We start from the raw sequence: 22,991 nt of genomic DNA on the forward strand, positions 1-22,991 counted from the left end.
AATTGGCGAGGACGGATGAGGCTGGTCGGGCCGACGGCGCAGGCGAGCTGTATCCCGCCGCCGCGCCGCCCTGGCTGACCCCGCTCGTCGATCAGCCTGAGGCCGTCAGGCGCGCCTACCGCCGCCGGGTGCCTGCCGAGGTTCTTGCTGCACTGACCGCCGCCAACACCACCGCGGCGATGTCGGGGACCCGCCGCGACGCCGCGGTGCTGGTGCTGTTCTCCGGGCCGCCCGACGGCGCGCCCGGAACCCTGCCCGAGGACGCCGATCTGCTCGTCACCGTGCGGGCGTCGACGCTGCGCCACCACGCCGGACAGGCGGCCTTCCCAGGCGGGGCAGCAGATCCCGGGGACGGCGGACCCGTGGGCACGGCACTGCGGGAGGCCACCGAGGAGACCGGCATCGACGTGGGCCGGCTGCATCCGCTGGCAACCCTGGAACGGATGTTCATCCCGCCATCGGGCTTTCATGTCGTGCCCGTGCTCGCGTACTCGGCGGATCCAGGTCCGGTGGCCGTCGTCGACGCGTCCGAGACCGCATTGGTCGCGCGGGTCCCGGTGCGGGCATTCGTCAATCCGGAGAACCGGATCATGGTGTATCGCAGCGAGAACACCCGCCGAATGGCCGGGCCGGCGTTCCTGCTCAACGAGATGCTCGTGTGGGGATTCACCGGGCAGGTCATCGCGGCGATGCTCGACGTCGCGGGGTGGTCCACCCCGTGGGACACCGACGACGTGCGGGAACTCAGCGACGCAATGGCGCTGCTGGACGCCGAGGGCAGCTACGGTGATGCCCAACTATGACATCGTCACAATGGCTGGACATAGCCATCCTCGCCGTTGCGTTCATCGCCGCCGTCTCGGGCTGGCGGTCAGGTGCGCCCGGATCGCTGCTGGCCCTGGTCGGGGTGGTCCTCGGCGCGGTCGCGGGGGTGCTGCTCGCCCCGCACGTGGTCGACCACATCAGCGGACCCCGGACCAAGCTGTTCGTGACGCTGTTCCTGATCCTGGCGCTGGTCGTCATCGGTGAGATCGCCGGTGTGGTGCTCGGCAGGGCGGTGCGCGGCGCGATCCGCAACCCCACCCTGCGCATCTTCGACTCGGTGGTCGGCGTGGCGCTGCAACTGGTTCTGGTGCTGACGGCCTCCTGGCTGCTGGGCACTGCGCTGACGTCCTCTCCGCAGCCCAACCTCGCCGCCGCGGTCCGCGGTTCGAAGGTGATCGCCGAGGTCGACGCGGTGGCGCCGAGTTGGCTCCGATCGGTGCCCAATCGGCTCTCCGCCCTGTGGGACACCGCCGGGCTGCACGACGTCCTCAAACCGTTCGGCCCCACCGAGGTCGCCGCGATCGATCCGCCCGACGCGTCGCTGAGCGAATCGGCAGTGGTCGGCACGACGCGGCCGAGCGTGGTGAAGGTCCGCGGTGTCGCGCAGAGCTGCCAGAAAGTGCTCGAGGGCAGTGGGTTCGTCGTCGCCCCGAACCGGGTGATGTCCAACGCCCACGTCGTCGCCGGTTCGGAGAGCGTGACCGTCGAGGTCGACGGTCAGACCTACGACGCCGGCGTGGTCTCCTACGATCCCGACGCCGACATCTCGATCCTCGACGTGCCCAACCTGCCGTCGGCGCCGCTGCAGTTCGCCGAGGGCGAGGCCCCTCCGGGCACCGACGGCATCGTGATGGGGTATCCCGGCGGCGGAGAGTTCACGGCCACGCCGTCGCGCGTCCGGGAGATCATCGAGCTCAACGGTCCCGACATCTATCGCACCACCACGGTCACCCGCGAGGTCTACACGATCAGAGGGACTGTGCGACAAGGCAATTCGGGTGGCCCGATGATCAATCGCGGCGGCAAGGTGCTCGGTGTGGTCTTCGGCGCCGCCGTCGACGACGTCGACACCGGGTTCGTGCTGACCGCCGAAGAGGTGGCACGGCAGATGGCCAGGGTGGGCAATGTGGAACGGGTGCCCACCGGCACCTGCATCAGCTAGCCGTAGACCTGCGTCAGGAACCGGGACAGCTGCTCGTTGACGGCGTCGGGCGCCTCCTCGTGCGCGAAGTGGCCGGCGCCACCGATCGACACGTACCGCCCGTGCGGTGCGTACCGCTGAGTTCGGCGCACCGGATCCGCCAGCACGTAGGGGTCGGCGTCGCCGCGCAGATGCAGCAGGGGAACCGACAGCGGCCGCTTCATCGACTGCATGAAGCGCCGTCCCTCGTTTCGCAGCTGGCTGCGTACCGCCCAACGCTGATACTCCAGCGCCGAGTGAGCCGCCGACGGAATCTGGATGGCCTGCCGCAGGTGCCCGATGGTCTCCGAGAAGTCCTCGCTCGCCAGCCATTTGGCACTGGCGCGACTACGCACCAGCCGCTCGAGCTCGGCGCCGCCGTGCCGGGTCAGCGCGCGTTCCGGCCATACGGGCATCTGATAGCGCAACATCCACGGCAGCAACGCCCTGCCCTGGTCACGCCGCCGCAACACGGAGGTGCGTAGCGCAGCGGGGTGCGGAGAGCTGACCACCGCGATCGCGTGGACCGCCCTGGGGTGCAGCACCGCGGTCGCCCAGCAGACAAGGCCTCCGTCGGCGTGACCCACCAGGGTGGCCGAGGTGTGTCCCAGGGCGCGGACCAGTCCCGCCGTGTCCCCGGCCAGCGTCCACCCGTCGTAGCCACGGGGAGGTTTGTCGCTGCTGCCGTATCCGCGCAGGTCGACGGCCACCACTCGGGCGCCGGTCAGACCCTTCAACTGGTGTCGCCAGGACCACCAGAACGAGCCGAAGCCGTGCAGCAGGATGACCAGTGGCCGGTCCGTCAGCGCAGTCGACCGGTCATCGGGGTTCGTCCGGCGCTCGGCCTCGACCACGTGGAACCGAATCCCGTTGGCGTGCACGTCCAAATGGCGCCACGGCCCGCCGATGCGTACCACCGACGGATCGGGCGGGGCCATTACCAGCCTGACGGGTCAGCGGTCGACGCCGGCTTACCGTCGGTGGTGGCCAATGCTTTGGCGGCCCGGTCGTGTCCGGGGCTCAGCGCTTCGGGGATCTCCTTGACCGACTCGATCGTCTTCTGCGGGCCACGAATCCTTCGCACCTTCAGATAGCCGATCAGCGCCAGGACCCCGGTCACCACGACCATGATCCCGAACACGATGAGGAACGCCGCCCAGCGCCACAGCCAACTGTCCAACAACTCCGCTAAGAAGAAGAAGAAGAAGAACGTCGAGTAGAACAGCACCACCAGCGCCAGGATGAAGAAGACGCTGCCCGTCAGGCCCTTCTTGACGTCACGGGTGATCTCCGCCTTGGCCAACTCCACCTCGGCGCGCACCAGGGTCGACACCTGTGACGTCGCATCCTTGACCAGATCGCCGATCGACGGATCGGGCTTCACCGCATGGGGGTCCACCAGCGGTATCGAGGTCACGGTGGTCGGCACGCCGTTCTTGCGGTCGCTCACGGAGGCTTCCTTCCCCATCTGCTGTCAGGTCGCGGTTTGATATCGCGGTTCATGTTGCCACGTGGCGTCGCGCTAAACGATTCCGCGGTGACGATAGACTGCGCGGGTTCCAGTACGGCGGGTCGGGCTTGTCGATTGGGGTTGTCTCTTGAGGACCAGCGGCCAGCCTGGTGTCCTGCGTCTGCTTCGTGCCGTGATGGTGGTGGCGACCGCGGTGCTGATGGCGGGTGTCGCCGCTCCCGCCCACGCCGACGCCCCGGTGACCCTCGGCGGTGGCTCCGGCCTTGTCGTCGACGGCGAGACCCTGTGCACGTTGACCGCCATCGGCACCGACAACCGCGGCAGCCTGATCGGTTTCACCTCCGCGCACTGCGGTGGTCCGGGCGCGGTGGTGGCCGCCGAGGGAGCCGAGAACGCCGGCGTCGTCGGCACCATGGTCGCCGGCAACGACGGTCTGGACTACGCGGTCATCCAGTTCGACCCGGCCAAGGTCACCCCGGTCAGCTCCGTGAACGGCTTCCGCATCGACGGGCTCGGCCCGGACCCCACCTTCGGTGACGTCGCCTGCAAGCTCGGACGCACCACCGGTTACTCGTGTGGTGTCACCTGGGGTCCCGGCGAGCAGCCCGGCACCATTGTCAACCAGGTCTGCGGCCAACCCGGGGACTCCGGAGCGCCTGTCACGGTCAACAACCGGCTGGTCGGCATGATCCACGGGGCGTTCTCCGAAGAGCTGCCGACGTGCGTCATCAAGTTCATCCCGCTGCACACCCCGGCGGTGACCATGTCGTTCAACACCCAGCTTGCCGACATCACCGCCAAGGGCCGGCCGGGCAGCGGCTTCGTGCCGGTCGGCGCCGCGTAACCGTCAGAGGAACCCCGGGCGGCTACTTGCTGGCGCGGATCGCCTCGAACACGCTGGGGTCGACCAGGGTCGAGGTGTCACCGAGTTCGCGGCCCTCGGCCACGTCACGTAGCAACCGGCGCATGATCTTGCCGCTGCGGGTCTTCGGCAGTTCCGGCACCACGTGGATCTCCCGCGGTTTGGCGATCGGCGAGATCTCGCGCGCCACCTCGGCGCGCAGTTCGTCGACCATGTTCTCGGCGCCGCCGTGGGCACTGGACTTGAGGATGACAAACGCACAGATGGCCTGACCGGTCTGCTCGTCGGTGGCACCGACGACAGCGGCCTCGGCCACCCCGGAGTGGCCGACGAGGGCGGATTCCACCTCGGCAGTGGAGATCCGGTGTCCGGAGATGTTCATGACGTCGTCGATACGTCCGAGAATCCAGATCTCGCCGTCACTGCCGTACCGGGCGCCGTCACCGGCGAAATACCAGCCCTGCTTGGCGAACCGCGACCAGTAGGTCTCCTTGAACCGCTCCGGATCACCCCAGATGCCGCGCAGCATCGCCGGCCACGGCTTGTCGAGGACCAGGTAACCGGTGACATGCTCGCCGTGATCGGGGCTGGGCTCGAGTTCGTTGCCGTCATCGTCGACGATCTTGGCGGAGATGCCCGGCAGTGGACGCATCGCCGAGCCGGGCTTGCAGGCGGTCACCCCGGGCAGCGGCGAGATCATCGCTGCGCCGGTCTCGGTCTGCCACCAGGTGTCGACGATCGGCGTCTTCTCGCCACCGAAGGCCATCCGGTACCAGCGCCACGCCTCGGGGTTGATCGGCTCGCCGACCGACCCGAGGAGCCGCAGGCTGGACAGGTCGTGCTCGGCGGGTAGCTGCCGACCCCACTTCATGAATGTGCGCACGACGGTGGGGGCGGTGTAATAGATTGTGACACCGTACTTTTCGATCACCTGGAAGTGCCGGTGCTCATCGGGCGAGGCCGGCGTTCCCTCGTAGACGACCTGGGTGACGCCGTTCGACAGCGGCCCGTAGACGATGTAGGTGTGCCCGGTGACCCAGCCGATGTCGGCGGTGCACCAGTACACGTCCTTGTCCGGCTTGACGTCGAACACGTTGTAGTGGGTGTAGGAGGCCTGGGTCAGGTAGCCACCGGAGGTGTGCATGATGCCCTTGGGCTTTCCGGTGGTGCCCGAGGTGTACAGCAGGTAGAGCGGGTGCTCGGAATCGAACGCTTCGGGGGTGTGCTCGGTCGAGGCCTTCGGGACGGTCTCGTCCCACCACAGGTCGCGCCCCTCGGTCCACGGCACGTCGATTCCGGTGCGCCGCACCACGAGTACGTGTTCGACCGGGCTGTCGTCACCGAGGCCCTCGATCGCCTCGTCCACCCCGGGCTTCAACGGAGCCGGCTTGCCGCGGCGGAACTGCCCGTCGGAGGTGATGACCAACTTGGCCTGGGCATCGTCGATCCGTGCCTTCAGCGCCGAGGCGGAGAACCCGGCGAACACCACCGAGTGCATGGCGCCCAGTCGCGCGCAGGCCAGCATCGCGATGATGGCCTCAGGCACCATCGGCATGTAGATGGCGACCCGGTCGCCGGATTCCAGCCCCAGCCCGGCGAGAGTGTTGGCAGCCTGGCAGACCTCGTCCTGGAGTTGGGCGTAGGTGATGTCGCGGGCGTCGCCGACCGGTTCGCCCTCCCAGTGGATCGCGACCCGGTCGCCGTTGCCGGCCTCGACATGGCGGTCCACGCAGTTGTAGGCCACGTTGAGCTTGCCGCCGACGAACCACTTGGCGAAGGGGGCCTCAGACCAGTCGAGCACCTCCGTGAACGGGGTCTCCCAGCTCAGGCGGTTTGCCTGGGTTGCCCAGAACTCCAACCGGTCTGACTCCGCCTGGTCGTACATCGCCTCGGTCGCATTGGCCTCGGCGGCGAATTCAGCGGACGGAGGATAGGAAGTCTGGGCTTCCACTGGCGTCTCGGTCATGACTGTGAGGGTAGTCACCCGAGGTTGCATCGTCGTCGGCAACTCACACGCGGGGCTGCAGGCGGCATCGTTCGAGCGACGAGCGTCACAAATCGCGGGTCCAGCGGTAGCGTCCGCGCGGTCGGCTAGCGTGGGCGGGTGTGACGGCCGGTACCTCGAAGCACTCCGCCGGCGGAGACCCGCTGGCCCCTCTGGCGCAGCTACCCGGGGTCGCGCAGGCCGGTGATGAGGCGCGCGAGGCGCTGGGCAAGGCACATCGGCATCGCACCAACCTGCGCGGCTGGCCGAAGACAGCAGCCGAGGCTTCCCTGCGGGCCGCGCGGGCATCCTCGGTGCTCGACGGCGGACCCCTGCAGTTCTCCACTGACGGATCCGAGGAAGCCCGCCGGGATCCGGTCCTCGCCGGTGCGCTCAGGGTGGCCGAAGCTCTCGAAGGTGGTGAAGGTGCCCTCGTCGGTGTGTGGCGGCGCGCGCCGCTGCAGGCCATCGCCAGGCTGCACTCGCTGGCGGCTACGGATCTGGTTGATGGTGCGGAACTGGGACGGCCGCGCGCCGACGTCGGTGTGGGACGCCGACTCGAGTTGCTCGCCGACGTGGTGACCGGCCAGACGCGGGTACCGGCGACGGTTCTGGCCGGCGTGGTGCACGGGGAACTGCTCACGCTGGCGCCGTTCGGCAGCGCCGACGGTGTGGTGGCCCGCGCGGTGTCGCGGTTGGTGACCATCGCCAGCGGGCTGGACCCGCACGGTCTCGGCGTTCCCGAAGTGCACTGGATGAGTCGCTCCGGCGACTACCGGGCCGCGGCGCGGGGCTTCGCGTCGGGCACCCCCGAGGGCCTCGCGGCGTGGTTGGTGCTCAGCAACGAAGCACTGCGCGCCGGGGCGCGGGAGGCGTTGTCCATCGCCACCTCGACGACTGCATGACCCGGCAACGGAGCGCCGCCAGCAAAGCATGAAGCGGGCGACGCCCCGAAGTAATTCGAAAGTACTTCGGTTCGCCGCCCGCTAGCACGGATTCCGGTTACCAAGCGTGCTCGTTGGGGTTGCGTGGGTGGCCTCGGCGTTCTTGCGAATCGCTACGACTGTGGACCCCACCCAAAGGGCTGACATATCGTTCGGTTTTCGCAATTCCGCAGGCCCGCAACGCTTCTACCTATTTCGCGGTATGTGCTCCGCGTGGGTTCCGGGACCCGTGCTGGGGAACCGAGATCGGGAGATCGAACCTTCTCTTCCGGCTCGACCTTGGCCTCACCCGGCTTCCGTGCTTCCTTTGTACTACGTGACCCCAGTCACAGCAAGGGCCAATTGGCCCGTGATCCCCGATCGTTACGCCCGGGGCGCTGGCAACTGCGCCGAAGGCACCCGTCAGAACGCGAAACGGCGGAGCAGCGTGTAGGTGAGCGCGCCGGCCGCGAGCGCGCTCACGCCGACGGCCGCCGTGGTGGCGACGGCGGCACCCGAGGGCGCGGGCAGCCGGTCCCGCAGCGACACCGGCTTGGAGAACGTCTGTACGGGCCATCCGCGCGAGCCGGCTTCCTTGCGCAGCGCGCGATCCGGGTTCACCACCGTGGGATGGCCCACGGCTTCGAGCATCGGCAGGTCGGTGACCGAGTCGGAGTAGGCGTAGCAATGCTCGAGTGCGTAACCCTCACGCGCGGCCAGTGCACGGATGGCCTCGACCTTGCCCTCCCCGTAGCAGTAGAACGCGATCTCGCCCGTGTACTTGCCGTCCTCGACGACCATCCGGGTGGCCATCGCATGGGTGGCACCGAGCGCGCGGGCGATCGGTGCCACGATCTCCTCCCCGGACGCCGACACCACGACGACATCGCGACCGCACAGTTTGTGGTCGGCGATGAGTTCGGCGGCCTCGGCGAAGACCAGCGGATCCACGATGTCGTGCAGTGTCTCGCCCACGATCGACTTGACCTGTTCGACGTCCCACCCGGTGCACATGTTCGTCAGGTATGAGCGCATCCGGTCCATCTGGTCGTGGTCGGCGCCCGACATCAGAAAGAGGAATTGGGCGTACGACGACTTCAGAACTGCGCGCCGATTGATTAGCCCTTGGCTCAAGAACGGTTTGCTGAAAGCCAGGGTGCTCGATTTTGCGATCACGGTTTTGTCAAGATCGAAGAACGCCGCAGTGCGCACGGGGCGATCCGATGAAGCGGGGTTGTCGGGCGCTGCGCTACCCCTTGCCGCCGGGTCGGGTGAGGTCACAACGCCAGCATAGGGGGGATGTGCGTAACAAATTGCGGCGGATCGTACAAAATGGCAGTTCACGACACGTGTCTGTGACTGTTATTTTTCCCGGTCGGAGGCGACTTCCCGGCGTTTCGGTACTTGCGCCAGCCCACTCCGCCGTGTGTATAGTGGGAATCACTCGGCTTCGGCCGGGTGTGCATCAGCCCGACCCCCCGGGGCTGATACACGACGACCTCCGCCTCCTCCCCCCCTGGCGGGGGTCGTCCCTTTTGTGGGGTGTTTTCGCAAAGCGGATAGATATCCCGAAGTCCAAAAAGTTGCGGAACGTCATTTTCGTCACAGATGCAGTCGGGTGATTTGTCCCCAAATTCGGTTTGATCCACAGTTTGCGACCGCGCTCTTTCCCGACCGTCCGCGGACGCCGACGCTGGAGCCATGACGACCGCCGCAGGGATTCTGACCGTGATCGCCGACCCGGCGCTCAACGCGGACATCGATCGTGTTGTCGCTGCTGCGGGCCTGAATGTCGTGCGGACCAGTGATCCTTCGAGTCGCAGGGTGTGGACGAGCGCGGCGGCGATTCTTCTGGACGCCGACGCCGCCCGGCGCTGCGCGAAACGTGGGCTGCCCCGCCGCGGCCGGGTCCTGCTGGTCAGCCGCTCAGCCCCTGGTCCGGCCGAGTGGGAGGCCGCTGTTGCTGTCGGCGCGCAAAAAGTTGTGATTTTGCCCACACACGACCGCGAGTTGATGGCGGCCCTCTCCGACGCCACGGAAGCGTCGCTGGAGGCCGCCGGACGTGGCGCCGTCGTGGCCGTTCTTGCAGGTCGGGGCGGGGCCGGGGCATCGGTGTTCGCCACTGCACTGGCCCAGTCGACCTCGCAGGCACTCCTGGTGGACGGCGATCCGTGGGGCGGTGGGCTCGATCTGGTGCTCGGAAGCGAGACCGAGCCGGGGCTGCGCTGGCCCGATCTCTCGTCGGCCGGGGGTCGGCTGAGCTTTCCGGCACTGCGTGACGCGCTGCCCGGACGCGCCGGGGTCAGCGTGCTGTCGGGCAGTCGGATGTTGTCTGGTGGTCCCGCCAGCAACGAAGTCGGCCCGCTCGCGCTCGGGGCGGTGATCGACGCCGGAAGTCGCGCGGGGGTGACGGTGGTGTGCGATGTGGCCCGACAACCGACGCCTGCCGCCGAGACCGCCTTGGCCGCTGCGGATCTGATGGTGCTGGTGACCACGGCCGACCTGCGTTCCTGCGCGGCCTCCGCCGCAGTCGCGCAGTGGGCCGCGGGCAGCAACCCGAACGCCGGCGTGGTGGTGCGGGGACCGTCCCCGGGCGGCCTCAGTTCGGTCGATGTCGGCCGGATCGTCGGGCTGCCGGTACTGGCGTCGATGCGCCCGGAACCGGGCCTGCAGCCTCAGCTCGAGCGCGGCGGGCTGAGGCTCGGTAGGCGTTCGCCGCTGGGCGGCGCGGCTCGCAAGGTCCTCGACGTGCTTAGCCAGAATCCGCAGCTGGTGCACGCAACGGAACCTGCGGCATGAGCGCGTCGCTGATCGATCGCGTCCGTGAGCGACTGGCGGCCGAGGGGGTCCCGTTGCGGCCCAGCGTCGTGGCCGCCGCCATCCGGGCGGAGTCCGGTGGTGTGCTCGGTGACACCGAGGTGCTGACCAATCTGCGTGAACTGCAGACCGAACTCGTCGGCGCGGGAATCCTGGAGCCGCTGCTGTGTGCCCCCGGTACCACCGACGTGTTGGTGACGGCCCCGGACGCCGTCTGGGTCGACGACGGCGACGGTTTGCGACGAAGCTCGATCCGATTCGCTGACGAAGCCGCCGTCCGCCGCCTCGCGCAGCGGCTGGCGTTGAGCGCGGGGCGCCGCCTCGACGAGGCTCAACCGTGGGTGGACGGGCACCTCGGCCAGTGGACGACAGACCACACGGGCGCAACGCCGACAGTCCGATTCCACGCCGTGCTGCCCCCGATCGCGGCGGGCGGCACGTGCCTGTCACTTCGGGTGCTGCGGCCGGCGACCCAGGGTCTCGATGCGCTGGTTGACAGCGGGGCGATCGACATCGAGGCAGGAAAGTTGTTGCGCGACATCATCGCCGCCCGGCTGGCCTTCATCGTCTCCGGCGGCACCGGGGCAGGCAAGACGACTCTGCTGGCAGCCATGCTCGGTGCGGTGGCAGCCCGCGAGCGGGTCGTGTGCGTGGAGGACGCCGCCGAGCTGGCGCCCCGGCATCCGCACCTGGTCAAGTTGGTCGCCCGCTTCGCCAACGTCGAGGGGGTCGGTGAGGTGACCGTGCGCGACCTCGTCAAGCAGGCATTGCGGATGCGACCCGACCGGATCGTCATCGGCGAGGTCCGCGGGGCCGAGGTCGTCGACCTGCTGGCCGCGCTGAACACCGGACACGACGGTGGTGCCGGCACGGTCCACGCCAACAACCCGGCAGAGGTGCCGGCCCGGTTCGAAGCGCTGGCCGCACTCGGTGGACTCGGTCGCGCGGCATTGCACAGCCAACTCGCCGCCGCGATCCAGGTGGTTCTGCACGTCACCCGTGACCGCGCGGGTCGCCGCTGCCTCAGCGAGGTGGGGCTGTTGCAGCGCGGTGAGAACGGTCTGGTGAATGTGCTGCCCTGTTGGAGCAGAGGCGACGGATTCGGCCCCGGCGCTGCTGCGCTGGACACCTTGATCCGCGCCAGGGGTGGGCGATGACCGGCGCGGCGCTGGCACTCGCGCTGGCCGTGCTGGTCAACCCTGATGCGGCCCGGTGGCGCACGCGGGTGCTTCTGCAGCCGCAGCGCCACCGTCGCCGGCCTCCGGTGGCGTTGAGTGCCGTGGCCGGGTGCGCTGTGATGCTGCTGTGGGTTCCGGGGGCCGTCGTGCTCGCGCTCGGCCTGGTGGTCACCACGCTGCTTGCACGTCGCCGCCTCGCGCTTCGCGCGCGTGCCCGCCGCCGGGAGGCAGCCGACCTGCAGGGTGCGCTTGATGTGCTGGTGGGCGAGCTGCGGGTCGGCGCGCACCCGGTCGCTGCGATCGGCGTCGCGGCCGACGAGTCGAACGGAGGCGTCGCCCGGTCGCTGAGCGCAGTCGGTGCCCGCGCCGCTCTGGGAGCCGACGTGGCGGCCGGACTGCGCGCCGAGGCGCAGCGATCGACCTCGCCGGGGCACTGGGACAGGTTGGCGGTGTGCTGGCAGTTGGCCCAGACACATGGGCTGCCGATCGCGACGCTGATGCAGACCGCCCAGCGCGACATCGTCGAGCGCGAACGATTCCACGGGCGCGTGGAGGCCGGTATGGCCGGCGCTCGCGCGACCGCGGCGATCCTCGCCGGGCTGCCGCTGCTCGGTGTGCTGCTCGGCCAGATGATCGGGGCCGACCCGCTGAACTTCCTGTTCGGTGCGGGGCCGGGCGGGTGGCTGCTGATTGTCGGCTGCGGACTGATCTGCTGCGGTCTGCTCTGGTCGGACCGGATCATCTCGCGAGTGCTGACATGATCTGGGCGGCAGTGCTTCTTGCTGCTTCCGTTCTCATTCTGCCCGGCGCATCGACAGCCAGGCTCCAGGTCGATGCGCACCCGGTGGGCCACCGTGCGCCTCGCCAGGAGGCCGACGACGCGCTCGCTGTGGCGGCGAGCCTGGATGTGCTCGCCGCGTGCCTGCGCTCCGGGATGGCGGTGTCGAGCGCTGCGGCAGGAGTGGCCGAGTCCGCTCCGGTTCACATGGCGGCACTGCTCGGCCGTGCCGCCGATCTGCTGGCACTGGGGGCCGACCCCGCCACGGCATGGTCGAGTCCGGTGGAGCAGGCGGACAAGCACATGCAGGCGTTCCTGAGGATGGCGCGTCGATCCGCGTCCTCGGGCGTGGCGCTGGCCCAGGGAATCGAGGATCTCGCCGTTCAATTGCGTGGTGATGCGGCCGATGGGGCGACCGCGAAGGCTGAGCGCGCCTCGGTGTTGATCGCCGGGCCCCTCGGGCTCTGCTATCTGCCTGCATTCCTGTGCCTGGGCATCCTGCCCGTTGTTGCCGGACTGGCCGGCGAAGTCCTGCGCTCTGGGGTGCTGTGACCGAAAATGAAGGAGATAATCCATGATGAGACAACGCTTTCGGGACCTGCGCAGCCGCCTGGTGGTCCTCGCGGTGGCCGACGACGGCATGTCCACCGTCGAGTATGCGATCGGCACCGTGGCCGCAGCGGCGTTCGGTGCAATCCTCTACACCGTTGTCACCGGGGATTCCATCGTCGGTGCGCTGACCAACATCATCAGCCGGGCGCTCAACACCAACGTCTAGGTGGTGAATCCGGAATGGTCACTGTGGAAGCGGCTTTCGCCGTTCTCGCGCTGGTGGCCGTCCTCGTCATGTGCACCGCTGGCCTCACCGCGGTCTCCATGCAGGTGCGCTGCGTCGACGCCGCGCGGGAGGCCGCGCGCCTGGCTGCACGCGGTGACGGCGACGGTGCCGACCGGGCGGCGCGCAGGGTCGCCCCGGCGGGTTCAGTACTGGAGCTACGCCACGACGGTGACCATGTCGTCGCGGTCGTCACCGCAAAATCGATTCTGCTGCCGGGGATCCCGATCAGGGCCGATGCCGTCGCACTGCTCGAGCCGGCTGCAGGGTGAGCGAGGATCGGTCAGTCTGATGGCGGCCGTGATGGTCGCCGCGTTGCTGGCGGTGACCGTGGGCGGAGCGTATGTCGGCGCGGCGGTCATCGCCCGGCACCGGGCGCAGGCTGCAGCAGACCTTGCCGCCCTCGCGGGTGCGGCGGGCCTGCCGGCGGGCGCTCACATCGCCTGCGGACAGGCCTCGTCGCTGGCGCGTGCGATGGGCACGGTCGCGGTGGCATGCAGGGTGGACGGGCTCGATGTCGTTGTCACGGTGGAGGCTTCGCGATCGCTCGGGCCGGCCGAGATGGAACCGGCCCGGGCAGTGGCCAGGGCGGGTCCCGCGGGGAGCCGAGTCTCCCGGGACGACTAGGTCTTAGTCGCCCTCTCCCTGCGTGGGCGTGGCTTGCGAGTGCCGCGGGTCGGCTCTTCGGATTCCACAAAACCAGCGACGGCGAGTTCTTCCCCGGTGGGCAACCGAAACGCTGCCAGGCCGGCATAGACGCCCTTGTCGAGTTCGACACGGTGCACCCTGACGTGGACCGGGATCCACCCGCCATGGTGCGCCACCATCCGCAGCACCCCGGAGGTGGTGCCGGTCTCGAACTCTGCGGCCATCGCGGCGAGCGTGGCCTGATCGTCGGGATGAGCCCGGTCGCCGACAATGCCTGCGCGCCAGTCGAAGAACGGCACGGGATCGTCGAGCCACTTCAGCAACGACCAGTGCCTCGGGTCGACCAGCGCGCGGTGGACGCCGGGTTCGGCCATGCTGTCGAGGATCCGCTGGCCCAGCAGGTCCTCCTGGATGCCCGGACCCTCCTGCACGCTGCGCCAGTTCATCGCCCGGCAGATCAACCGCACCTTGTCGTCGTCGGGATCCTCCGGCAGCGACCGGGCGACAAAACCCACCGTGATCCGCTCGCCCCGGTAGTCGGTGACGTCCCAGGTATTGCAGATCGTCACCCCGTCCTCGGGTTTGATCACCATGCCGATGACCTCGGCCTCGTTGGGGTTCAGGTCGCGGCGGGGAAGGTCGTCGGCAAACGCCCGCCCCTGGGTGGACTCCTTGGCCGGATCCCATCCCCCGATCGACAACGACTCCGGGGTGTCGGTTGCGGTGCCCCGGGTGAGATCCCAGATCAGAGCGCCGACCACCGGCCGTGGCGGCGGTTCCTCATCGGGCGCGCCGACCCAGATCTGGACCCCGTGGATCCGGCCGTCGGACATCTGGACGACCTCGGTACGGATCACCCGGTGGTTCTTGGGCGTGATGCTGCTCAGTCCTTTACCGGCCCGCACAGTTTCACCGATCGCAGTCTGGATGGCCATCAGGTTCGGATCACGTCGGAGGTACGCGCTGATCGGTATCAGATTCTTGGTGTGTGCGCCTTCGGCGACGACGGCAGGCTCACTGCCCAGTGTCTCCACGAGCACCCAGTCGTGGGTCATGACAGAAATCTTACCGACGGGTAGATAACCGCCCGTGAAACGCGGCGCAACGGAATTCGCATTCCCCCGCTGCCGAGTACGCACGCGTACCGTCGGACCTGCTCAGCAGCTTGTTGCAGCCGACGCTTTCACAAGGTAATTTCCCTCCAAGCCTGGTTTGCGGGGTCGGAAACGCATCCCGCAGTCCAGCCTGGTTGCCGCCGTGTTTCGTGCCATGCCGCGGTCTTTCAGCTGGGCCTTCGTACCGCCGCATCCGTGGGCGTTCGTCGAGGGGTCGATCGCCGCAGGGATTCAGGGTCTCGGGTCTGCGAGCGCGTCCATCACCAGCCGTAACACCCTGACGGCGCCGTCTTTGTCCAGCGGGTCGTTGCCGTTTCCGCATTTGGGGGACTGGACACACGACGGGCAGCCCATCGGGCAGTCGCAGGCCTCGATCGCCGACGCCGTTGCGTCCCACCAGGTGGTGATGGTGCGGAATCCGCGGGCCGCAAAACCCGCGCCACCAGGATGACCGTCGTAGACGAATATCGTCGGCAGGCCACCGACCGGGCCGATCGCGGTGGACACCCCGCCGATGTCGCCGCGGTCGCAGCTGGCGACCAACGGCAGCAGGCCGATGGCGGCATGTTCGGCGGCGTGCAGTGATCCCGGTACCCGCAGCGGGTCGATGCCGCTGTTCTGTAGCGCTTCCGGGGTGATGGTGCACATCACCGCCATCGTCTCGAGGGTGCGCGCCGGCATGTCGAGTTCGACGAAGTCGATCACCTCACCGCTGAGTCGGCGGCGCAGATATCCGGTGACGGTGTTGGTGACCGACACCGGAACCAGACCCACCGTGACCGGCCCGTGGTCAACCCGTTCGCCCTGGCCGGTGACACTGATGTCGGTCAGCTCCCTGGCAAAGGTCGTGTAACCGGGGTCCTCGCCGTGGACGAAGGCGACGCCGTCCTCGAAGTCGAGCGAATCGACCACGTAGCTCTCACCCTGGTGCAGATACACCGCGCCGGGGTGGACCTGCGCGGGCGCCTGACCGGCGCCGGTGCTGCCCAACATGCGGCCCGTGCCGACCTCCAGGATCGCGATCTGACCACCGGTGGCGCCCCGGATGTCCACCCCCGCGTGCGGATCGACCCCGGGGGTGGGGAAGTAGCCGCTCGGTCGGCGCCGCAGCAGCCCGTCGTCGATCAAGGCCCCCGCGACCGCTTCCGCATCCCACATGCGCACCTCCGCGTCGGTCAGCGGGAGCTCGGTGGCGGCGCAAAGAAGCTGGGGGCCAAGCACATACGGATTGCCCGGATCGATGACGACGCGTTCGATGGGCTTGTCGAGCAGCGCTGCCGGGTGGTGCACGAGGTAGGTGTCGAGAGGGTCGTCGCGGGCGATCAGCACGACGAGGGCTCCCTGGCCGCGGCGACCGGCGCGCCCGGCCTGCTGCCAGAACGACGCGACGGTGCCGGGGAAGCCGGCCAGCACCACGGCGTCCAGACCTGCGATGTCCACACCCAATTCCAACGCGTTGGTCGTCGCCACCCCGCGCAGTTCGCCGTCGGCCAGCGCCTGTTCGAGCCGGCGTCGGTCCTCGGCGAGGTAACCGGCACGGTAGGAGGCCACCCGGTCCGCGAGGTCCGGGGCGGTCTCGGTCAGCCGTGTCCGGGCGCCCAGTGCGGTCAGTTCAGCGCCCCGGCGTGAGCGCACGAACGTGAGCATCCGCGCCCCCTCGGCGATCAGATCCGCCATCACCCGCGCTGCTTCGGCACCGGCCGATCGCCGCACCGGTGCGCCGTTCTCCCCGACGAGGTCCGCCATGAGCGCCGGTTCCCACAGTGCGACCGTTCGTGCCCCCTGGGGCGACCCGTCCTCGGTGACTTCGGCGACCGTCTGGCCGATCAACTCCGATGCGGTGACGGCGGGTTGCGCGGTGGTTGCGCTGGCGAAGATCACGGTGGGTCCGGAACTGTCCGCGCCGGTCGCCGAGTAGCGGGCGCACAGGCGTAACAACCGGCGCAGCACCATCGCCACGTTGGACCCGAAAATGCCTCGGTAGTAATGGCATTCGTCGACCACGACATAGTGGAGATTGCGCAGGAAGACCGCCCAGCGCGCGTGGTTGCGCAGCATTGAGAGGTGGATCATGTCGGGATTGGAGAAGATCCATCGCGATCGTTCCCGTGCGAAGCGCCGCACCTCCGTCGGGCTGTCACCGTCGTAGGGGGTCGGTGCGACGTCGGCGAGTCCGGGCACCGCCGAGGTCAGCGATGCGGCCGAGCGCAGCTGGTCGTGCCCGAGTGCCTTGGTCGGCGACAGATAGAGGACGCGGGTACGCGGGTTCTCTTTCAGTGCCGTCAATATCGGGAGCTGATAGGCCAGGGATTTGCCCGACGCGGTGCCCGTGCTCAGGACGACATGACGTCCGTCCCGCGCCAGCTGGGCGGCTTCGAGCTGGTGTGACCACGGCGCCTCGACCCCCCGATCCCGGAAGGCGCGCACCACATCTGGGTCAGCCCACGGCGGCCAGGCCCGGGTGCTGGCGCGCCGCGGTGGCAGGTCCGCGACATGGCGTACGGGATGTTCGTCCGCGCCGGTGCCCTCGACCGCGCATGCGAGCAGCTCGCGGCCGAATTCCGACACCGGATCTGCCACCTGGGACCTCCCGGGACGTCTGGATGGGGCGCAGCGCACTCGTCCTATGTGAATTGTTCACTACGTGATCTCTCCTAGACTGTCGCAGCAGCCCCGAACGTGATTGACTTGTCGCGGTCGCAGCTTCTGTGTTCGTGTACAAGCACTCGCAGGATCGACGTTGCGGTCGCGGTTCCTGCGAGGTTGTACGTCGGGTCGAGTTCCGAGCACTCCACGAAGGTATGGCGGTCGGAACGGGCCCGGTACACCGGAAGTCGGTGGACCGCTCCCGGTTGAAGAGAAGGAAATTACGAGAGATGCCACAGGGAACTGTGAAGTGGTTCAACGCGGAAAAGGGCTTCGGGTTCATTGCTCCCGAAGACGGCTCTGCTGACGTGTTCGTCCATTACACGGAGATTCAGGGCAGCGGCTTCCGCACCCTGGAAGAGAACCAGAAGGTCGAGTTCGAGGTCGGCCAGAGCCCCAAGGGCCCCCAGGCCACCGGCGTTCGGGCCGTCTGACCGAAGCGCGCCAACCAAGACCTCTTTAATCACCCCCGCGTCATCCACCCGGAAGGCGCGGGGGTGTTCTCACTCCTGCTGCCTTAATGTCACTGGTGTGAGCCAGCTGTCCTTCTTCTCGGCTGAGTCGGTGCCGCCGGCCATCGCCGACCTGACGGGAATCCTGGCTGCGCAGGGGCAGGTGGTGCTCGCCGGGGGGTCGCGCGAGCAGACCGCGCGGTTGTCGGTGGTGGTGGACGCGCTGTGGCGGGCCAACGCGCTGGCCGAGATGATCGCCGACGCGGGGCTGGAACCCGAGATCGCCCGGACCGACGAGGACACGCCGCTGGTCCGCACAGCGCTGGATGCCCGCCTGGTCCCGATCGCCGGCCAGTGGACCAGGGGCGCCGTCAAGACGGTGCCCCCTCAGTGGCTGCCGGGGCCACGGGAACTCCGAGCGTGGACGTTGGCGGCCGGGGCGCCGGAGTCCGACCGATACCTGCTCGGATTGGACCCGCACGCACCCGATACACATTCGCCGCTCGCGTCGGCCATGATGAGGGTCGGGATTGCGCCTACGCTGATCGGGACCCGCGGGACCCGTCCGGCACTGCGGATCAGCGGTCGGCGGCGGCTGTCGCGCCTGGTAGAGAACGTGGGGGAACCTCCGGAAGGCGCCGAACCGTTGTCGCAATGGCCGCGGACCTAGCGGCCGCGGGGCGGTCGGAGGCGCGGGGGCCAGTTTGCGTCGGCAGGCCGGGGGTGCGAAATTGTCAGTTGCCGGGGCGGCTCATCGAAGGATGCGACGTCCGCGGGCAATAAAGAAGTGGAGCTATACATAGGTGGCTGACGGGGACCGCGGAAGCGGGAGCGGTAGCAATGGTGCTGTGCGGCGACTCGTCATTGTCGAGTCGCCCACCAAAGCGCGCAAAATCGCGGGCTACCTGGGCTCCAACTACATCGTCGAGTCATCCCGCGGGCACATCCGTGACCTGCCCAGGGCCGCCGCGGACGTCCCTGCCAAGTTCAAGTCGGAGCCGTGGGCGCGCCTCGGGGTCAACGTCGATGCCGACTTCGAACCGCTCTACATCATCAGCCCCGAGAAGAAGAGCACCGTCGCCGAGCTGAAGGACCTGCTCAAGAACGTCGACGAGCTCTACCTGGCCACAGACGGTGACCGTGAGGGCGAGGCGATCGCCTGGCATCTGCTGGAGACGCTCAAACCGCGGATCCCGGTCAAGCGAATGGTGTTCCACGAGATCACCGAACCGGCGATCCGCGCTGCCGCCGACGATCCGCGGGATCTGGACAACGACCTGGTCGATGCCCAGGAGACCCGTCGCATCCTCGACCGTCTCTACGGCTACGAGGTCAGCCCGGTGCTGTGGAAGAAGGTCGCACCGAAGCTCTCGGCCGGGCGGGTGCAGTCCGTCGCGACCCGCATCATCGTGCAGCGTGAACGCGAGCGGATGGCGTTCCGCAGCGCGGGCTACTGGGATGTCACCGCAGAACTGGACGCCAGCGTCTCGGATGCGCAGGCGTCTCCTCCCCGGTTCACCGCCAAGCTCAACACCGTCGACGGTCGTCGCGTGGCCTCCGGTCGCGACTTCGACTCGCTCGGTGTGGTCAAGAAGCCCGACGAGGTGCTCGTCCTCGACGAGGCGGCCGCGGGTGCCCTGGCCACCGGTCTGCGCGGGGCGCAGATGCAGGTGTCGTCGGTCGAGCAGAAGCCCTACACCCGCAGGCCCTATGCGCCGTTCATGACCTCGACGCTGCAGCAGGAGGCCGGCCGGAAGCTGCGGTTCTCGTCGGAACGGACGATGAGCATCGCGCAGCGGCTCTACGAGAACGGCTACATCACCTACATGCGTACCGACTCGACGACACTGTCGCAGTCGGCCATCGATGCCGCGCGCAACCAGGCTCGCCAGCTCTACGGCGAGGAGTACGTGCATCCGACGCCGCGGCAGTACACCCGTAAGGTCAAGAACGCCCAGGAGGCACACGAGGCCATCCGGCCGTCGGGTGATGTGTTCCAGACCCCGGGTCAGTTGCACTCGGCGCTCGACACCGACGAGTTCCGGCTCTACGAGCTGATCTGGCAGCGCACCGTCGCGTCGCAGATGGCCGATGCCCGCGGCACGACGCTGTCGCTGCGGATCGCCGGCTCCGCCAGCTCAGGCGAACAGGTCGTGTTCAACGCCAGCGGCCGCACCATCACCTTCGCCGGATTCCTCAAGGCTTACGTGGAGAGCCTCGACGATCAGGCCGGCGGAGAGGCCGACGACGCCGAGAGTCGACTGCCCAACCTGACGCAGGGGCAGCGTGTCGACGCCAAGGACCTGACCGCCGACGGGCACACCACCAGCCCACCCGCCCGGTACACCGAAGCGTCGCTGATCAAGACGCTCGAAGACTTCGGCATCGGCAGGCCCTCGACGTACTCGTCGATCATCAAGACCATCCAGGACCGCGGCTACGTGCACAAGAAGGGCAGTGCGCTGGTCCCGTCCTGGGTGGCGTTCGCCGTCATCGGCCTGCTCGAGCAGCACTTCGCCCGGCTGGTCGACTACGACTTCACCGCCGCGATGGAAGACGAACTGGACCAGATCGCCTCCGGCAACGAGCGAAGGTCCAACTGGCTCAACAACTTCTACTTCGGTGGCGACCACGGCGTCGAGGGCTCGATCGCGCGTGCGGGCGGGCTCAAGAAGCTCGTCGGCGGCAACCTCGAGGAGATCGACGCCCGACTGGTCAACTCCATCAAGCTCTTCGACGACTCCGAAGGACGTGCGGTCAACGTCCGCGTCGGGCGCAACGGCCCGTACCTCGAGCGGATGATCGTCGGTGACGACGGGGAGTTGACCCCGCAGCGGGCCAACCTCAGCGATGATCTGACACCCGACGAGCTGACGCTCGAGCTGGCCGAAAAGGCTTTCGCCACACCGCAAGAGGGTCGCTCGCTGGGTGTGGATCCCGAAACCGGGCACGAGATCGTCGCCAAGGACGGGCGCTACGGCCCGTACGTCACCGAGGTGCTGCCCGCGCCACCGGAGGACGACGACGGCACGGCGGGAACCCCCGCGAAGAAGGGCAAGAAGCCGACCGGGCCCAAGCCGCGCACCGGTTCGCTGCTGCGCACGATGGACCTCGAGACGGTGACCCTCGAGGATGCGCTGAAGCTGCTGTCGTTGCCGCGGGTGGTCGGCGTCGACCCGGCCAACAACGAGGAGATCACCGCGCAGAACGGTCGCTACGGCCCATATCTGAAGCGCGGCACCGATTCTCGTTCGCTGACCACCGAAGAGCAGATGTTCACCATCACTCTCGACGAGGCGCTGAAGATCTACGCCGAGCCCAAGCGGCGCGGCAGGCAGGGGGCGGCCACCCCGCCGCTGCGCGAGCTGGGCAACGACCAGGCGAGCGGCAAGCCGATGGTCATCAAGGACGGGCGCTTCGGTCCCTACGTGACCGATGGCGAAACCAACGCCAGCCTGCGCAAGGGTGACGATGTCATGTCGATCACCGACGAGCGGGCGTCCGAACTGCTCGCCGACCGTCGGGCCCGTGGTCCGGTGAAGAAGGCCGCGAAGAAGGCGCCGGCCAAGAAGGCGGCCAAGAAAGCGCCGGCGAAGAAGGCCGCTGCGAAGAAAGCCGCGAAGAAGGCCTAGCGCGACAGTCTGACCTCGTCGGCGGTCACCAGGTTGACCGGGCGGGCCAGCTGCGTCGGTGCCGTGCGGCCCCGCAGCTCGACGGTCTCCCCGACGTCCCAGCAGAGAGCCTCCGCGTCGAGCGCGCCGCTGACCGCGATCGCCGAGGCCAGCACGTGGCCGGGTTCCAGCTTCGCCAGCTCGGTGAGCCGGGCAGCCTCGTTCACGGGGTCACCGATCACCGTGTACTCGAATCGTGCCAACGCCCCGATGTGGCCGGCGATCGCCCGGCCGGCGGACACCCCGATGCCGAAGTCGGTCTCCCCGAGCACCTCGATGAGGTCGTCGTGCAACTCGCGGGAGGCCGCCAGCGCCGCACCGGAGGCGTCGGGATGCTCGATCGGAGCCCCGAAGATGGCCAGCGCGGCGTCACCCTGGAACTTGTTGACGAACCCGCCGTGGCGGTTGACGGTGTCGACGACGACCCGGAAGAACTCGTTGAGCAGGCTGACGACGTCGGCGGCCGGTCGGGTCGCCGCCAGCTGGGTCGACCCGACCAGGTCGACGAACAGCACGGCCACGTCGCGCTCCTGGCCGCCGAGCTCGGTACCCCGTTCCAACGCGCGGCGCGCGACGTCCTCACCCACGTAGCGGCCGAACAGGTCGCGTAGCCGCTGCCGTTCGGCCAGGTCGCGCACCATGTCGTTGAATCCGGCCTGGAGCAGCCCGAGCTCGCTGGCGTCGTAGATCTGCATGTGGGCGTTGTAGTTGCCGCGCTGCACCTCACCGAGGGCCCAGCGCAGCTGCCGCAGCGGGTCGGCGATGGACATCGCGACCAGCACGGTGCTGGCCAGCCCGATCACCAGTGCAGCGATCGCCAGCAGCAGGATCGTCGTGGTGAGTCGTTCGGCGGGTGCGGTGAGGATCGAGAACTTGCTGGCCACCAGCGCGAGCACGATGGTCAGGACGGGCACACCTGTCGAGAGCACCCAGGTCATCACCTGGCGCAGGATGACGCCCGGGGCGCGGAAGTTCTCCGGGACCCCGCCGCGCAGCGCGGCCACGGCCACCGGTCGCAACACCCGCTCGGACTGCAGGTAGCCGATGATGGCGGTGGCGGTGGCGCCCAGACCGGTGGCGACGGCCACCACCGGTGCGGACTTGCTGGCCACCGGCCAGCTGGCGACGATGAACACCACCGACCCCAGCAGCCAGTTCGAGACGTTGATCAGCGAGCGGTAGAACGGCATCTTCAGCGCCCGGATGCGGGCCACTTCGGTCTCGGCCGGGTCCCGCTCGCCGAGCAGCATGTCGCGGCGCTGCCAGCGCATCACCGGGATCAGCAACCGCAGGCTCAGATACGACGCGACGGTGAACGACACGAACAGGAAACCCAGGAAGACCACCAGGTTGAAGGTGGGCAGATCCTGCAGCTGGATGCGGTCCTCGGGAGGCAGGCCGAAACGCAGGAAGCCGAGGACCAGCAGGGCGCCGATGATGTCGGCCTGCAGCATGCCGAGGGTGAACACCGGCCACGGGGTGCGTGCGACCCAGCGGACGAATGCACTGATTCGCCCGACCTCGATCGGTTCGGCGGCCATCCGGATACCGTATCGGGCGCAGCTGACGCGGAAGGGGCCTCTGGGACGGACGTGTCGGTTCGCAG

At 68.5% G+C, this 22,991-nt stretch carries 21 protein-coding genes; 14 read left to right on the plus strand and 7 right to left on the minus strand.

All coding sequences use genetic code 11. The annotated features are described in order from the left end of the window. Positions 1–2: 2 nt before the first annotated feature. Both ABDC78_RS19375 and marP read left to right on the plus strand, forming a co-directional pair. Positions 3–803, plus strand: coding sequence for a CoA pyrophosphatase (locus ABDC78_RS19375; RefSeq protein WP_178359447.1), 801 nt, complete (start codon positions 3–5; stop codon positions 801–803). Then, the gene (gene marP / locus ABDC78_RS19380; protein ID WP_178359446.1) at positions 800–1,987 is read left to right on the plus strand and encodes an acid resistance serine protease MarP; all 1,188 of its coding nucleotides are present in this window, start codon (positions 800–802) and stop codon (positions 1,985–1,987) included. Before ABDC78_RS19375 ends, marP begins: the two co-directional genes overlap by 4 nt. Here marP and ABDC78_RS19385 read toward each other — a convergent pair. Both ABDC78_RS19385 and ABDC78_RS19390 read right to left on the minus strand, forming a co-directional pair. After that, complete coding sequence (locus ABDC78_RS19385) at positions 1,984–2,943, minus strand: alpha/beta hydrolase (RefSeq protein WP_178359445.1); 960 nt, start codon at positions 2,941–2,943, stop codon at positions 1,984–1,986. The two genes, marP and ABDC78_RS19385, sit on opposite strands and share 4 nt — an antisense overlap. Next, positions 2,943–3,473: a phage holin family protein gene (locus ABDC78_RS19390; RefSeq protein WP_178359444.1), complete on the minus strand. Its 531-nt coding sequence runs from the start codon at positions 3,471–3,473 to the stop codon at positions 2,943–2,945. Before ABDC78_RS19390 ends, ABDC78_RS19385 begins: the two co-directional genes overlap by 1 nt. Positions 3,474–3,651: 178 nt before the next feature. On the opposite strand from ABDC78_RS19390, the gene ABDC78_RS19395 reads away from it, so the two are divergent. After that, positions 3,652–4,320, plus strand: a complete 669-nt coding sequence (locus ABDC78_RS19395) for a S1 family peptidase (protein WP_178359461.1) — start codon at positions 3,652–3,654, stop codon at positions 4,318–4,320. Positions 4,321–4,342: 22 nt separating this feature from the next. Here the strand turns inward: ABDC78_RS19395 and acs are convergent, their stop codons facing one another. Beyond that, a complete protein-coding gene (gene acs / locus ABDC78_RS19400) occupies positions 4,343–6,304 on the minus strand; it encodes an acetate--CoA ligase (RefSeq protein WP_178359443.1) in 1,962 nt (653 codons plus the stop codon). A 140-nt stretch (positions 6,305–6,444) separates the two neighbouring features. On the opposite strand from acs, the gene ABDC78_RS19405 reads away from it, so the two are divergent. Further along, positions 6,445–7,227 carry an oxidoreductase gene (locus ABDC78_RS19405; RefSeq protein WP_178359442.1) on the plus strand — a complete coding sequence of 261 codons (783 nt, stop codon included), beginning with the start codon at positions 6,445–6,447 and terminating at the stop codon, positions 7,225–7,227. A gap of 441 nt (positions 7,228–7,668) precedes the next feature. On the opposite strand, the gene ABDC78_RS19410 is transcribed toward ABDC78_RS19405, so the two are convergent. Next, on the minus strand, positions 7,669–8,457 hold the full coding sequence (locus ABDC78_RS19410) for an HAD-IB family hydrolase (RefSeq protein ID WP_347133522.1): 789 nt from the start codon (positions 8,455–8,457) through the stop codon (positions 7,669–7,671). Positions 8,458–8,946: 489 nt separating this feature from the next. On the opposite strand from ABDC78_RS19410, the gene ssd reads away from it, so the two are divergent. The 7 genes from ssd to ABDC78_RS19445 are packed head-to-tail and all read left to right on the plus strand — an operon-like array spanning position 8,947 to position 13,480. Next, complete coding sequence (gene ssd, locus ABDC78_RS19415) at positions 8,947–10,044, plus strand: septum site-determining protein Ssd (RefSeq protein WP_218620852.1); 1,098 nt, start codon at positions 8,947–8,949, stop codon at positions 10,042–10,044. Further along, positions 10,041–11,219: a TadA family conjugal transfer-associated ATPase gene (locus tag ABDC78_RS19420; protein WP_178359440.1), complete on the plus strand. Its 1,179-nt coding sequence runs from the start codon at positions 10,041–10,043 to the stop codon at positions 11,217–11,219. The genes ssd and ABDC78_RS19420 overlap by 4 nt, the downstream gene beginning before the upstream one ends. Then, on the plus strand, positions 11,216–12,001 hold the full coding sequence (locus ABDC78_RS19425) for a type II secretion system F family protein (protein ID WP_178359439.1): 786 nt from the start codon (positions 11,216–11,218) through the stop codon (positions 11,999–12,001). The genes ABDC78_RS19420 and ABDC78_RS19425 overlap by 4 nt, the downstream gene beginning before the upstream one ends. Further along, a complete protein-coding gene (locus ABDC78_RS19430; protein ID WP_178359438.1) occupies positions 11,998–12,570 on the plus strand; it encodes a type II secretion system F family protein in 573 nt (190 codons plus the stop codon). Before ABDC78_RS19425 ends, ABDC78_RS19430 begins: the two co-directional genes overlap by 4 nt. 22 nt (positions 12,571–12,592) lie before the next feature. After that, the gene (locus tag ABDC78_RS19435; RefSeq protein ID WP_178359437.1) at positions 12,593–12,796 is read left to right on the plus strand and encodes a DUF4244 domain-containing protein; all 204 of its coding nucleotides are present in this window, start codon (positions 12,593–12,595) and stop codon (positions 12,794–12,796) included. Between the two features lie 14 nt (positions 12,797–12,810). Beyond that, a complete protein-coding gene (locus tag ABDC78_RS19440; RefSeq protein ID WP_178359436.1) occupies positions 12,811–13,125 on the plus strand; it encodes a TadE family type IV pilus minor pilin in 315 nt (104 codons plus the stop codon). Positions 13,126–13,144: 19 nt separating this feature from the next. Further along, positions 13,145–13,480, plus strand: a complete 336-nt coding sequence (locus ABDC78_RS19445; RefSeq protein WP_347133151.1) for an Rv3654c family TadE-like protein — start codon at positions 13,145–13,147, stop codon at positions 13,478–13,480. Here the strand turns inward: ABDC78_RS19445 and ABDC78_RS19450 are convergent. Continuing rightward, entirely contained in the window at positions 13,477–14,556 is a 1,080-nt protein-coding gene (locus tag ABDC78_RS19450; protein WP_178359434.1) for a PAS domain-containing protein, read from the minus strand. The two genes, ABDC78_RS19445 and ABDC78_RS19450, sit on opposite strands and share 4 nt — an antisense overlap. A gap of 291 nt (positions 14,557–14,847) precedes the next feature. Further along, entirely contained in the window at positions 14,848–17,184 is a 2,337-nt protein-coding gene (locus ABDC78_RS19455) for a DEAD/DEAH box helicase (RefSeq protein ID WP_347133523.1), read from the minus strand. 308 nt (positions 17,185–17,492) lie between these two features. On the opposite strand from ABDC78_RS19455, the gene ABDC78_RS19460 reads away from it, so the two are divergent. The 3 genes from ABDC78_RS19460 to topA all read left to right on the plus strand — a co-directional run bounded on the left by ABDC78_RS19460 (position 17,493) and on the right by topA (position 21,346). Continuing rightward, positions 17,493–17,696, plus strand: a complete 204-nt coding sequence (locus tag ABDC78_RS19460; protein WP_006243848.1) for a cold-shock protein — start codon at positions 17,493–17,495, stop codon at positions 17,694–17,696. A 97-nt stretch (positions 17,697–17,793) separates the two neighbouring features. Then, positions 17,794–18,384 (plus strand): hypothetical protein, encoded by a 591-nt coding sequence (locus tag ABDC78_RS19465; protein WP_178359432.1) that lies wholly within the window; start codon positions 17,794–17,796, stop codon positions 18,382–18,384. Between the two features lie 133 nt (positions 18,385–18,517). Beyond that, a complete protein-coding gene (gene topA / locus ABDC78_RS19470; RefSeq protein ID WP_178359431.1) occupies positions 18,518–21,346 on the plus strand; it encodes a type I DNA topoisomerase in 2,829 nt (942 codons plus the stop codon). Here topA and ABDC78_RS19475 read toward each other — a convergent pair. Beyond that, positions 21,343–22,926: an adenylate/guanylate cyclase domain-containing protein gene (locus ABDC78_RS19475; RefSeq protein ID WP_178359430.1), complete on the minus strand. Its 1,584-nt coding sequence runs from the start codon at positions 22,924–22,926 to the stop codon at positions 21,343–21,345. The genes topA and ABDC78_RS19475 overlap by 4 nt on opposite strands. Positions 22,927–22,991: the final 65 nt, after the last annotated feature.

Origin of the sequence: Mycobacterium sp. DL (assembly GCF_039729195.1) — a bacterium.
Taxonomy (GTDB): domain Bacteria; phylum Actinomycetota; class Actinomycetes; order Mycobacteriales; family Mycobacteriaceae; genus Mycobacterium; species Mycobacterium hippocampi_A.